Raw genomic sequence first — 12,225 nt, 5'->3', positions numbered from 1 at the left:
GACCGCGCCTGTCGGCCATCGCCAAGCAGGCCTCGGCTACGCTGGTCGCACGCACGCCAGTGCCGAACCCGACGGGAAATAGGGAATGAACACACGCGTACTCGTGGTCGACGACGACACCGCCCTCGCGGAGATGATCGGTATCGTCCTGCGCAGTGAGGGTTTCGACCCTGTCTTCTGCGCCGATGGTGCCCTCGCGGTCGATGCGTTCCGCGACGCCAAACCGGAGCTCGTCCTGCTCGACCTCATGCTCCCGGGCATGGACGGCATCGAGGTGTGCGCGCGCATCCGGCAGGAGTCGGGCACGCCAATCATCATGCTCACGGCCAAGAGCGACACGGCGGATGTCGTGCGCGGTCTCGAGTCGGGCGCCGACGACTACATGGTCAAGCCGTTCAACCCGAAGGAACTCGTCGCTCGCATCCGCACGCGACTGCGGCCGACCCCGGCATCGGTCTCCGAGACCCTGCGCGTCGGCGATCTCGACATCGACGCCGCGGGGCACGAGGTCCGGCGGGGCGAGGAGCGCATCAACCTGACGCCCCTCGAGTTCGACCTGCTGCTCACCCTCGCGACGAAGCCGCAGCAGGTCTTCACGCGCGAGATGCTCCTCGAACAGGTGTGGGGCTACCACTACAAGGCCGACACGCGACTCGTGAACGTCCACGTCCAGCGCCTCCGCGCGAAGGTCGAGCACGATCCCGACAACCCGCGCATCGTCATGACCGTGCGCGGTGTCGGCTACCGGGCCGGCGCGGCGCTCTAGGCAGCGAGTGGCCGCCGAGCCGGGCCGGGCGCCGCTGTCCTGGCGAGGGTGGCGGCTGTGGCCCCAGTCGTTCACCGCCCTGTGGCGGGAGTCGCTGCAGTTCCGCACGGTCCTCATCACGATCGGGCTGTCGAGCTTCGCGATCCTCGTGATCGGCGCGTACCTCTCGTTCTCGGTCCAGGCGAACCTCTTCCAGTCGCGCCTCGATCAGGTGCTCGGAGCCTCGAATCGCGCCGACATCGCCGCGCAGCGCGTGCTCGAGTCCTCCGACGCGGCCGACCGAGCCGCGGTCCAGGGCGTCTTCAGCTCTGCTCGGGGTCTCATCGAGACGACGTCGTCGAGCCAGTACATCGCCCTGATCCGCGTGCCCGACCAGGAGGCATCCAGCATCGCGCCTCAGGACCTCGTGAGTCCCGGCCTCTCGTCGGTGCTCACGCCCGAACTGCGTGCCCAGGTGCAGGCGGATCGCGACGGCCAGTTCTGGCAGTCCGTGAGCCTCGCGAACGACTCGGGCGGCGCCGACCCCGGTGTCGTCGTCGGCACGCAGATCGAGATCCCCGAGGCCGGACGCTACGAGCTCTACCTCGGTTACAGCTTCGCCGACGCCGACCAGACCCTGCGCTTCGTGCAGCTCACGGGGTCGATCGGTGCCATCGCCCTGCTCATCATGCTCGCCGTGATCACGCTCTTCGTCGTGCGCTGGGTCATCGACCCCATCCGCCAGGCGGCGCTCACGAGCCGTCGTCTCGCCGGAGGCGACCTCGAGGTGCGGATGCCCGAGAAGGGCGCCGACGAGCTCGCGACGCTCGCACGCTCGTTCAACGGCATGGCCGACAGCCTCCAGGCCCGCATCGCCGAGTTGGCCGAGCTCTCGGTCATGCAGCAACGATTCGTCTCGGATGTCTCGCACGAACTGCGCACTCCGCTCACGACGATCCGACTTGCCGGCGACGTGCTCGATGCGCAGCGCGAGAGTTTCCCGCCCGACACCGCCCGCACGGTCGAGCTGCTGCACACGCAGACCGAACGCTTCGAACTCCTCCTGTCCGACCTCCTCGAGATCAGCCGCTACGACGCGGGGTCGGTCACCCTCGCCCTCGAGTCGACGAACCTCGTGCAGCTCGCGGGCGACGCGATCGAGAGCATGCACACGCTCGCCGAGCAGCGCGGCAGCGATGTACGCCTCGTCGCTCCGGGCGGTCACTTCGACTCCGAACTCGACCCGCGGCGCATCCGGCGCATCGTGCGGAACCTCCTCGGCAACGCCATCGAGCACGGTGAGGGGCGCCCGATCGTCGTGACGGTCGACAGCGACGAGGCGGCCGTCGCCCTCGCGGTCCGCGACTACGGCTTCGGGATGACGCCGGAGGACGCCGAGCGCGTCTTCGACCGATTCTGGCGCGCCGACCCGAGTCGCAAGCGCACGATCGGCGGCACCGGACTCGGCCTCGCGATCTCGCTCGAGGACGCCGTCGCCCACGGCGGACGACTCGAGGTCTGGTCGGCGCCGTCCCTCGGCTCGTGCTTCCGGCTGACGCTGCCGCGTCACGCGGGCGACGAGATCCCGTCATCGCCGATCCCGCTCCCACCGGAGGATGCCGCGGGCACGGCGACAGCCGTGCTCGACCTCATCGATTCGACGGGCTCCGTCACGACGCTCGACGACGAACCGTCGACGAGGAAGGGGGCACGCGATGCGTGAGCTCCGGTCATCGCTCGCCCGCTGGGCGCTCGCCCTCGTCGCCGTGGTCGCCCTGTCCGGCTGCACCGGCATCCCCTCGTCGGGGCCCGTGCAGCAGGGCCAGCCCGGCGCCGTCGAGGAGTCGATCGAACTCGACGTCATCGCGCGCGGCCCGCAGCGTGACGCCACCCAGCAGCAGATCCTCGACGGCTTCATCCTCGCCGCCGCGAGCCCGCGCAACAACTACCAGATCGCCCGCGACTTCCTGACGCCGGCGTTCGCGTCCGACTGGCACCCCGAGGCGGGCGTCACGATCGACCTCAACTTCGAGACACGCTCGTTCACCGCGACATCCGACACCTCGATCCGCGTCGCGGCATCGCCCATCGCGAGTGTCACGAGCACGGGCCAGTACCGCGAGGAGGAGCCGGGCTCGCCCGTGCCCCTCGACTACGAGTTCGAGCAGGTCGACGGCCAGTGGCGCATCAGCGTCGCTCCGCCCGGCGTGCTGACGGATGAGGCCACGTTCGCCCAGGTGTTCGCGAAGCACGCCCTCTACTTCTTCGATCCCGCATTCGAGTACCTCGTGCCCGATCTCCGGTGGTTCCCACGACAGCGCGAGTCGACCCAGACGAGCATCGTCAAGGCGCTCCTCGCCGGCCCGAGCGAGTGGCTCGGACCGGGCGTCGTCACGGCGTTCCCCGACAGCGTGAGACTCCGTTCGGAGGCCGTGCCGGTGTCATCCGGAGTCGCGACCGTCGACCTCTCGGGCGACGCGTCCAACGAGGTCGTCGCCCTGCAGCGCATGCAGCTCCAGCTCGCGAGCAGTCTCGAATCGGTGCGGAGCATCCGATCGGTCGACCTCTCGTTCAACGGCGTCGTCGAGGCGTTGTCGCCCCTCGTGCCCGAGCCCGTCGAGACGCCGCGCGTCGACGCACGAGCGCTCGTGTCGGCCGGGGGAGCGTTCGGCTTCCTCTCGCTGCAGTCGCAGAGCGTGACCGAGATCCCCGAGCTCTCCGACGAGATCGAGGCGCTCGAGCCCGAACAGGTGACGCTCGGCGTCGGAGGCACGGTCGCGGCGGTCCTGAGCGAGGCCGGGGTCTCCCGCGTGCAGGCCGGCTCCGAGTCGGAGCTGCTCGACGAGAGACCGGGCCTCATCGCCCCCGCCCTCGATGGCTACGGCGTCGTCTGGTCGGTGCCCGCCGGCGACCCGGGTGCGCTCAGTTGGTTCGCGCCCGACGGATCGTCGGGAACCATCGACCCCGGCTGGCCCGAGGGGACCACCATGGTCGCGCTCAACGTCTCGCGCGACGGCACGAGGATGCTCGCCGTCCTCTCGGGCGGATCGGTCGCGCACCTGTTCGTCGCATCGATCCAGCGCGCGGACGCCGCCGGTGCGCCCGCATCGCTCGGAACGCCGTTCGATCTCGTCTCGGTCGAGGGGGACGCGCTCGACGCGACGTGGATCGACCCGCTCAACGTCGCCGCGCTCGTCTCCGTCGGGGGAGAGGAGACGATCGTCGCGGTTCAGGAGATCGGCGGGCGCAGCTCGAGCCGGTCGGGTGCCGTCAGCGGCGTCTCGATCGTCGGCGGAAACACGCAACGCGAGCTCCGCATCCTCACGGCGGCCGGCGAGGTCGCCGTGCAGAGCGGACTGGGGTGGCAGACGCGCGCGGGCTCGGTGTCGCTCCTCGCGACGCAGCAGGGACAGTGACCGCTCCTCCACGCCCGACGGGGAGCGCGCCGAGTCGACAGGGGGCGCGACCGACGCGGACGCCGAGAGCGCGCCCCTGACAGCATCGGGCGATGAATCGTGTGCGAGCCGCCGTCCTCGATGCCGCCGCCGTCCTCCTGCCCGTGCACTGCTCCGGCTGCGGTGCCGGCGATCGCGCCGTGTGCGACGCGTGCAGGTCTCTGCTCGCGCCGCGACCGCACACGGTCCGGCGCGGCGGTCTCGACGTCGTCGCGGGCCTCGAGTACGCGGGTGTCGCCCGCCGAGTCATCGCCGCGTACAAGGACGGCGGTCGAACGGATGCCGCGCGCGCACTCACCCCCGCCCTCGATGCCGCGCTCGCCGGAGCGCTCGCCGGGCGAGCACGAGAAGGCATCGAGCTCCTCGTCGTGCCCCCGACCGCGTCATCCGCTCGGGCTCGGGGCTATCGGCCCGTCGATCGGGTGCTCGCGCTCGCCGGCTTCCGCCCGGCGCGCGTGCTCCGACACGTCGCCGCCCGCCTCGACCAGGCGGGCCTCGGTCGAGAGGACCGACATGTGAATCTGGTGGGAACCCTGGAGGCGAGACGGCCGCTTGACGGCCGGTTCTTCGTCGCCGTCGACGACATCCTCACCACGGGTTCGACCCTCGCCGAGGCCGCGCGGGCCGTGGGTTCCGCGGGTGGAGAGGTGATCGCGGGAGCCGTCATCGCCGAGACGCCGCTCCGACACGCGCGGATGGAAGTCAAGTGGTGACTTCACCCAGCGCGCGGGGTACGGTGGCACGAAAGGCGTGAAAGGATGATCGCCCTTCTCCAGCGGGGCGACTCACGCCTGTATGTGGGAGGTCATCATGGAACTGAACATCGTCGGACGCAACGTTGGGATCACCGATCGATTCCGGGACTACGTCGATGAGAAGGCTGAGAAGGTCTCACACCTGGCCGACCGGGCGCTCGCGCTCGAAGTGAAGGTCACGAGGCACCACGAGACCAACGGCAACGCCGGCCCCGATCGGGTGGAGCTCACCCTCATCGGAAAGGGTCCTGTCGTGCGAGCCGAAGCCGACGGGTCCGACAAGTACGCGGCCTTCGATGTTGCTCTCGGTCGGTTGCTCGAACGCATACGCCGAGCCAAGGACCGCAAGAAGGTCCATCGCGGAAAGCATCGCCCGACCTCCCTGCGCGAGGCCTCGGACGGCGGCTTCAGCGTCGTCGACATCACCCCGGCGGACGCCGAGGTCCTCGAGCGCGTGCGCACGGGAGCGATCCCCGTCGTGGCCGAGGCGGAGGAGGCGGAGCCCGACGAGAGCGACGTGTACACACCCGTCGTGATCCGACGGAAGACGTTCGCCGGCACGCCGATGACGGTCGACGACGCGCTCTACTACATGGAGCTCGTCGGTCACGACTTCTACCTGTTCCTCGACTCCGAATCGGGACGCCCGAGCGTCGTGTACCGCCGCAAGGGCTGGGACTACGGCGTCATCGGCCTCGATGAGAACGCCGATGCCGCGAGCCCGGAAGGTCTCGAAGAGCAGTTGGTGCAGGCCGGCGCCCGCGCCTGACCTGCCCGCGACGCCCCGGATCTCGACACGAGGTCCGGGGCGTTTCGCTGTCCGCGATCGGGCGTCTCGGAAGCCCGGGCGCAGTCGATTGCCAGTGAGCCGGGCACTAGCATGGCTATCATGACCGTCGGCAACGGCGGCGACCGTCGTGCCCTGCGCCGATCGAAATTTTGGGAGAGCATTCGTGGCCTCAGTTCTGGAAAAGGTCCTCCGCGTCGGCGAAGGCCGGACGCTCCGTCGTCTGGAGAACTTCGCGAAAGCCATCAACGCGTTGTCGGATGACTTCGAGGCGCTCACCGACGACGAACTCCGCAACGAGACCGTCGAGTTGCGCGAGCGCTACTCGAACGGCGAGTCGCTCGACGACCTCCTGCCCGAGGCGTTCGCGGCCGTCCGCGAGGCCTCGCGCCGCACCCTCGGCCTCCGTCACTTCGACGTCCAGCTCATGGGCGGAGCGGCCCTCCACCTCGGCAACATCGCCGAGATGAAGACCGGTGAGGGCAAGACGCTCGTCGCGACGACGGCGGCCTACCTCAACGCCCTGACGAGCCGCGGCGTCCACGTCATCACGGTCAACGACTTCCTCGCGAGCTACCAGTCGGAGCTCATGGGCCGCGTCTTCCGCGCACTCGGAATGACGACCGGCTGCATCGTCGCCGGCCAGACCCCCGCGCAGCGTCGCGAGCAGTACGCCGCCGACATCACGTACGGCACCAACAACGAGTTCGGCTTCGACTACCTGCGCGACAACATGGCGTGGCAGGCGACCGACATGGTGCAGCGCGGTCATTACTTCGCGATCGTCGACGAGGTCGACTCGATCCTCATCGACGAGGCGCGCACGCCGCTCATCATCTCGGGCCCCGCCTCGGGCGAGGCGAACCGCTGGTTCACCGAGTTCGCGAACCTCTCGACGCGACTCATCCCCGGTGAGGACTTCGAGGTCGACGAGAAGAAGCGCACGGTCGGCGTGCTCGAACCCGGTATCGAGAAGGTCGAGGACTACCTCGGCATCGACAACCTCTACGAGTCGGCGAACACCCCGCTCATCTCGTTCCTCAACAACGCCATCAAGGCGCGTGCGCTGTTCAAGCGCGACAAGGACTACGTCGTCATGAACGGCGAGGTCCTCATCGTTGACGAGCACACCGGCCGCATCCTCGTCGGACGCCGCTACAACGAGGGCATCCACCAGGCGATCGAGGCGAAGGAAGGCGTTCAGGTCAAGGCCGAGAACCAGACCCTCGCGACCGTCACGCTCCAGAACTACTTCCGCCTGTACTCGAAGCTCTCGGGCATGACGGGTACCGCCGAGACCGAGGCGGCCGAGTTCATGTCGACCTACAAGCTCGGCGTCGTCGCGATTCCGACGAACCGCTCGATGGTGCGCATCGATCAGCCCGACCTCGTCTACAAGAACGAGGAGTCGAAGTTCGCTCGCGTCGTCGAAGACATCGTCGAGCGTCACGCCAAGGGTCAGCCCGTCCTCGTCGGCACGACGAGCGTCGAGAAGAGCGAGTACCTCTCGCGTCAGCTCGCGAAGAAGGGCGTGCGTCACGAGGTTTTGAACGCCAAGAACCACGCGCGCGAAGCCGCGATCGTCGCCCAGGCCGGCCGCCTCGGCGCGGTCACCGTCGCCACCAACATGGCCGGTCGCGGTACCGACATCATGCTCGGCGGAAACGCCGAGTTCCTCGCCGTGCAGGAGATGCACCAGCGTGGCCTCAGCCCCGTCGACACTCCTGAGGAGTACGAGTCGGTCTGGGACGAGGTCTTCGCGTCCAAGAAGAACGAGGTCGAGACCGAGGCCGCCTCGGTGCTCGAGGCCGGCGGTCTCTACGTGCTCGGTACCGAGCGTCACGAGTCGCGCCGCATCGACAACCAGCTCCGCGGTCGCGCCGGTCGTCAGGGCGACCCGGGCGAGAGCCGCTTCTACCTGTCGCTCACCGACGACCTCATGCGACTCTTCAACGCCGGCGCCGCCGAGAGCATCATGTCGCGCGGTGTGCCCGACGACGTCGCGATCGAGTCGAAGGTCGTCTCGCGCGCCATCCGCTCGGCGCAGTCGCAGGTCGAGGCGCGCAACGCCGAGATCCGCAAGAACGTCCTGAAGTACGACGACGTCCTCAACCGCCAGCGTGAGGCCATCTACAGCGACCGCCGTCACATCCTCGAGGGCGACGACCTGCACGAGCGCACGCAGCGCTTCCTCTCGGACGTCGTCGACGAGGTCATCACCCAGCACACCGGCGAGGGCAACCCTGAGGAGTGGGACCTCGACGCGATGTGGGCCGAGCTGAAGACGCTCTACCCGATCGGCATCACGATCGACGAGGTCATCTCCGAGGCCGGTGAGAAGGGTCGCGTGAACCGCGAGCTCGTCCGCCGCGAGATCACGTCGGATGCGAAGCTCGCCTACGAGCGACGCGAAGAGCAGCTCGGCAGCCCCGCGATGCGTGAGCTCGAGCGCCGCGTGGTGCTCTCGGTCATCGACCGCCGCTGGCGCGACCACCTCTACGAGATGGACTACCTGAAGGACGGCATCGGCCTGCGTGCCATGGCTCAGCGCGACCCGCTGGTCGAGTACCAGCGCGAGGGTTACGCCATGTTCCAGCAGATGATGGGTTCGATCAAGGAAGAGACCGTCGGCTTCCTCTTCAACCTCGAGGTCGAGGTCTCCCAGCCCGCGGGAGCCGTCGCGACGCCGACGGTCGACGCCAAGGGCCTCGGTCGTCCGTCCACTCCGGAGGAGAAGCTCAGCTACACGGCCCCGAGCGACGCCGGCGGAGTCGAGGTGCGGAACCAGAAGGGTCAGGTCCAGCAGGCCGCGACCGAGCGCGCGCGTCGTGCCGTCGCGGCGAGCCAGGCTCCCGAGCAGGCCGCTCCCGCCGCGGAGAGTGCTCGTGGAGCCTTCGGGCAGCGCGCCGAGGGATCGGGCGATGCCGCTCCTCAGAACCGCGCACAGCGACGCTCGCAGGGCAAGAAGAGCTGACCTGACACACTCGTGAGACATCGAGCGGCCGGGCGGACCATGAGGTCCGCCCGGCCGCTTCGTCGTCGTGGCGGTTCGCCTACAGCACGTTGATGGCGGCCGCGCGCCAGCGGCCCTTGAACTCCTCCAGGCGGATGGCGACCGCGCGGGAACGCGCCCGCTGGTGCACCATGATCACGGCCTCGACCACGCCGTCGGTCGGAGCACCGCGCATGATGCGCCCGACGGTGAGGACGGGTCGCGTCGGTGCGACGCCCTTCACCCGACGAGCGCGATCCGCGAGGATGGACCGCTTGAGCAGATGCCGGAAGGCGTCGTCGGACACCCAGCGAGCCAGCTGCTCGATGTCGCGCGCTCCCGCGAGGACCTCCATGGTGCAGCGCGTGAGGTTCACGAGCAAGGGGTCGGGGTCGGGGAGTGTCGTTCGATCGAGATCCGTCTCGACGACCGCCGCCCGCGCTTCTGGTGATGAACCCCGTGTCATGCTGCACTCCTTCCCCCCGAATGAGGGTGACCTCACGTCAGAGAGTATGTAAGCGCTTGCATGAGGATCTGTCAATCTGTGTGACACCGTGCTGTGGACAACCGATTCGGGGTCGCTTCCTCGCGCTAGCGTTCGATCATGCGTTGGAACCGACTCTTCGACGACCTCGAAGTCCAGCTCGATCGCGAGCTCGACCTCGAGGACCGCGGGCTCCGTCAGGAGGAGGAGCGGCTGCGGCTCGGGCGACTGTCGCTCCGCGAGCGCATCGCGGCTCTCGCCGCACCCGGAGAGCCTGCTGCATCGGCAGTGCGTGTCGAGATCGGCGACGAGACCTTCCACGTCCGACCGACCGCATTCGGTCGCGACTGGCTCGCCGGCGACATCATCGGCGAGGGACCGTATCCGTTGGCCTGCGTCATCCCGTTCGCCTCGGTCACAGCCATCGTCGTCACGAGCGAGTCGCGCATCGCCGCGAGTCTCGAGACCGAGCGCGAGTCGACGGCGAGGCTCATGGAGCGCATCGGGCTCGTCTTCGCGCTCCGCGACCTCTGTCGTCGCCGAGTCGGAGTCTCGATCGTGACGGTCACCGGTCGTGTGCACGGCACGATCGACCGCGTCGCGAGGGATCACATCGATCTCGCCGTGCACGAACGCGGCGTGCCGCGGCGAACGCGGGATGTCGCGGAGTTCCGAATCCTGCCGCTCACGGCGATCCGCTACCTCACGATGGAGTGACGACCGTCAGTCGGAAGGGCGGATGATCGCGCCGCCCGACAATTCGGGGAGCGCGGCGAAGTCGGCTTGGAGCCACAGCGCGAGGCGCCTCGACTCCTCGTACTTCGCATCGATGTAGGCCTCGAGGACGGTTCGCTCGACGCGCCAGAGGCCACTCGCGCCGACGCGGATCGCCGGGAGCTCGCCCGAGCGCACGAGATCGGTCGCCTCGCTCACCGTGATGCTGAGGATCTCGGCGGTGTCCGAGACGGTGAGGAAGCGACCGACGGAGGCGTCTCCGGGCGAGGTCATGAATCGATTATCCCCCTCCGACGTCTCAGCGGTCAGTCCTGTGGATAACTCCCATCGGCCGCGCCCGTGGGCGAGCATGGTCGAGTCGTGAGAGAGGGATGAGATGGCTGGACGTGCACGCTCGTGGGGGCTCGACCCTCGATTCTTGATCGGAGCGGCCCTCGTCGTCGCCTCCATCGCGGGAGTCGTCGGCCTCGTCGCGAGCCTCGATGACTACTCGACGGCCCTCGTGGCGAAGGAGCACCTCTCGCCGGGCGACGAGATCGATGCGGACGATCTCGTCGAGACCCCGGTGCGCCTCGGTGCGACGGCCGCCGCCTATCTCGACGATTCGGCATTCGACGCGGGGCCCCTCGTCGTCACCCGGGCCGTCGCCGAGGGTGAACTCGTCCCGCTCGGATCGGTCGACGAGGCGCACCGCGCGGCAGATGCACGCGTCGTGGTCACCGTCGTCGGCGCCGTCTCGCGCGACGTCGCCGAGGGAGCCGTCGTCGATGCGTGGTCGGTCGCCTCCGGGCGCGGTTCGAACGACGAGTCGCTCCCACCGCGCGTGCTCGTCGGCGGAGCGGAGGTCGTCGAGATCCGCGATGACGCGTCCGTCGTCGGCGGGAGAAGCACCCTCTCCGTCGAACTCATCGTTCCCCGTTCGGACGTCGCCGCCGTCCTCGCGGCCGTCGCCGCGGGCGACGTGATCAGCCTCGTCCCCGCCGGGCCGGGGGAGTGACGTGAGACTGCTCCTCATCCTCGACCACGCGACCGAAGACCGGCTGCTGGCCGACATCGTCGAACACGGTCACACCGTCGTGGCGCGCCTCCTGTCGTCTCGCGAGGCCGAAGCGAGGCTGCCGGACCTCGAGGTCGACGTCGTCCTCGCCGGCGCCGGCCGTTCGACGCTCAGCGCCGACCTGCTGCGAGCGACCGACTCGCGCGGCATCCGCGTCGTCGCGCTCGCCTCGACCGACCTCGATCGTCACCACGCACGCTCGCTCGGTATCCACGAGGTGCTCGAGGCGGACGTCGCGTGGGGGGAGATCGACGCCTTCGTCCGGGGGTCGGCCGTCCTCGGCGCGCGCGTCGACGAGACGGCGGAGGCCGCGCACCCGCGGGGTGCTCGGGTCATCGCGGTCTGGGGGCCCGCGGGTGCGCCCGGTCGGACGACGCTGTCGATCAACGTCGCCGCCGAGCTCGCTGCGCGCGGTCGCGACGTCGTGCTCATCGATGCCGACACCTACGGCGGTGCGATCGCGCCCGCACTCGGCCTCCTCGACGAAGCTCCCGGGTTCGCGTCGGCGTGCAGGCTCGCCGGCAGCGGAAGTCTCGATCGCGCCGAGTTCGACCGCATCGCACCCGTCTACTCTGCGGCCGGGGGCCCGTTCCGCGTGCTGACCGGAATCCCGACGTCGCGGCGGTGGCCGGAGCTCGCGCCCGACCGCATCGACGCGGCCATCGAGGTGCTCCGTACCGTCGCCACCGACATCGTCATCGACGTGGGGTTCAACCTCGAGGCCGACGACGAGCTCTCGAGCGATCTCTTCTCGCCTCGGCGCAACGCGGCGACCGCGGCGAGCCTGCGTCTCGCCGATGACGTGCTCGCGGTCGGGCTCGCCGACCCCATCGGTCTCGCGCGGTTCCTCCGCGCCCACGTCGACCTGCTCGATGTCGTGTCGACCTCGCGCGTGCACGTCGTGATCAATCGCGTGCGGGGATCAGCGCTCGGCATCGATGCCGCCGGGCAGGTGCGGCAGTCGCTCCGCCGCTTCGCGGGCATCGAGACGGCGACGCTCCTGCCCCATGACCAACGCGCGAGCGATGCGGCCATCCTGCTCGCGCGCACGCTCCGAGAGGCTGCTCCACGGTCGGGCCTCCGTGCAGGAATCCGCGGCCTCGTCGACACCGTCCTGCTGCCGATCGCCGCCGACGATCTGGCCGTCCGGCCGCGACGTGCGCTCCGACGCAGCCTGGCCGCAGGGTAATTCAGAGTCGCACTACGCTGGAGGTC

The 12,225-nt window shown here is 69.3% G+C and carries 11 protein-coding genes; 9 read left to right on the top strand and 2 right to left on the bottom strand.

Annotated features, from left to right (window positions below; translation table 11 throughout):
- The first annotated feature begins 85 nt into the window (after positions 1 to 85).
- The 6 genes from mtrA to secA all read left to right on the top strand — a co-directional run bounded on the left by mtrA (position 86) and on the right by secA (position 8,716).
- Positions 86 to 766 carry an MtrAB system response regulator MtrA gene (gene mtrA / locus BJ972_RS05900; RefSeq protein WP_129172883.1) on the top strand — a complete coding sequence of 227 codons (681 nt, stop codon included), beginning with the start codon at positions 86 to 88 and terminating at the stop codon, positions 764 to 766.
- 7 nt (positions 767 to 773) lie between these two features.
- The gene (mtrB, locus tag BJ972_RS05895) at positions 774 to 2,468 is read left to right on the top strand and encodes an MtrAB system histidine kinase MtrB (protein ID WP_241830724.1); all 1,695 of its coding nucleotides are present in this window, start codon (positions 774 to 776) and stop codon (positions 2,466 to 2,468) included.
- Positions 2,461 to 4,161, top strand: coding sequence for an LpqB family beta-propeller domain-containing protein (locus BJ972_RS05890; protein WP_129172882.1), 1,701 nt, complete (start codon positions 2,461 to 2,463; stop codon positions 4,159 to 4,161). The genes mtrB and BJ972_RS05890 overlap by 8 nt, the downstream gene beginning before the upstream one ends.
- Before the next feature lie 92 nt (positions 4,162 to 4,253).
- Positions 4,254 to 4,913 carry a ComF family protein gene (locus BJ972_RS05885; RefSeq protein ID WP_129172881.1) on the top strand — a complete coding sequence of 220 codons (660 nt, stop codon included), beginning with the start codon at positions 4,254 to 4,256 and terminating at the stop codon, positions 4,911 to 4,913.
- Positions 4,914 to 5,010: 97 nt separating this feature from the next.
- Complete coding sequence (hpf, locus tag BJ972_RS05880) at positions 5,011 to 5,724, top strand: ribosome hibernation-promoting factor, HPF/YfiA family (RefSeq protein WP_129172880.1); 714 nt, start codon at positions 5,011 to 5,013, stop codon at positions 5,722 to 5,724.
- A 184-nt stretch (positions 5,725 to 5,908) separates the two neighbouring features.
- Positions 5,909 to 8,716 (top strand): preprotein translocase subunit SecA, encoded by a 2,808-nt coding sequence (gene secA, locus BJ972_RS05875; protein WP_129172879.1) that lies wholly within the window; start codon positions 5,909 to 5,911, stop codon positions 8,714 to 8,716.
- A gap of 79 nt (positions 8,717 to 8,795) precedes the next feature.
- Here the strand turns inward: secA and BJ972_RS05870 are convergent, their stop codons facing one another.
- Complete coding sequence (locus BJ972_RS05870) at positions 8,796 to 9,200, bottom strand: Rv3235 family protein (RefSeq protein ID WP_129172878.1); 405 nt, start codon at positions 9,198 to 9,200, stop codon at positions 8,796 to 8,798.
- A 138-nt stretch (positions 9,201 to 9,338) separates the two neighbouring features.
- On the opposite strand from BJ972_RS05870, the gene BJ972_RS05865 reads away from it, so the two are divergent.
- Positions 9,339 to 9,935, top strand: a complete 597-nt coding sequence (locus BJ972_RS05865; protein WP_129172877.1) for a hypothetical protein — start codon at positions 9,339 to 9,341, stop codon at positions 9,933 to 9,935.
- Positions 9,936 to 9,941: 6 nt separating this feature from the next.
- Here the strand turns inward: BJ972_RS05865 and BJ972_RS05860 are convergent, their stop codons facing one another.
- Complete coding sequence (locus tag BJ972_RS05860; RefSeq protein ID WP_129172876.1) at positions 9,942 to 10,226, bottom strand: helix-turn-helix domain-containing protein; 285 nt, start codon at positions 10,224 to 10,226, stop codon at positions 9,942 to 9,944.
- 103 nt (positions 10,227 to 10,329) lie between these two features.
- On the opposite strand from BJ972_RS05860, the gene BJ972_RS05855 reads away from it, so the two are divergent.
- Complete coding sequence (locus tag BJ972_RS05855) at positions 10,330 to 10,950, top strand: SAF domain-containing protein (RefSeq protein ID WP_129172875.1); 621 nt, start codon at positions 10,330 to 10,332, stop codon at positions 10,948 to 10,950.
- A gap of 1 nt (position 10,951) precedes the next feature.
- A complete protein-coding gene (locus BJ972_RS05850; protein ID WP_129172874.1) occupies positions 10,952 to 12,199 on the top strand; it encodes a CpaE/TadZ family protein in 1,248 nt (415 codons plus the stop codon).
- The last annotated feature ends 26 nt before the right edge of the window (positions 12,200 to 12,225 follow it).

Source organism: Agromyces atrinae (assembly GCF_013407835.1).
GTDB classification, from domain to species: Bacteria; Actinomycetota; Actinomycetes; order Actinomycetales; family Microbacteriaceae; genus Agromyces; species Agromyces atrinae.
The sequence above is the reverse complement of the archived record's forward strand: the minus strand, read 5'-3'. Positions and strand labels throughout refer to the sequence as shown.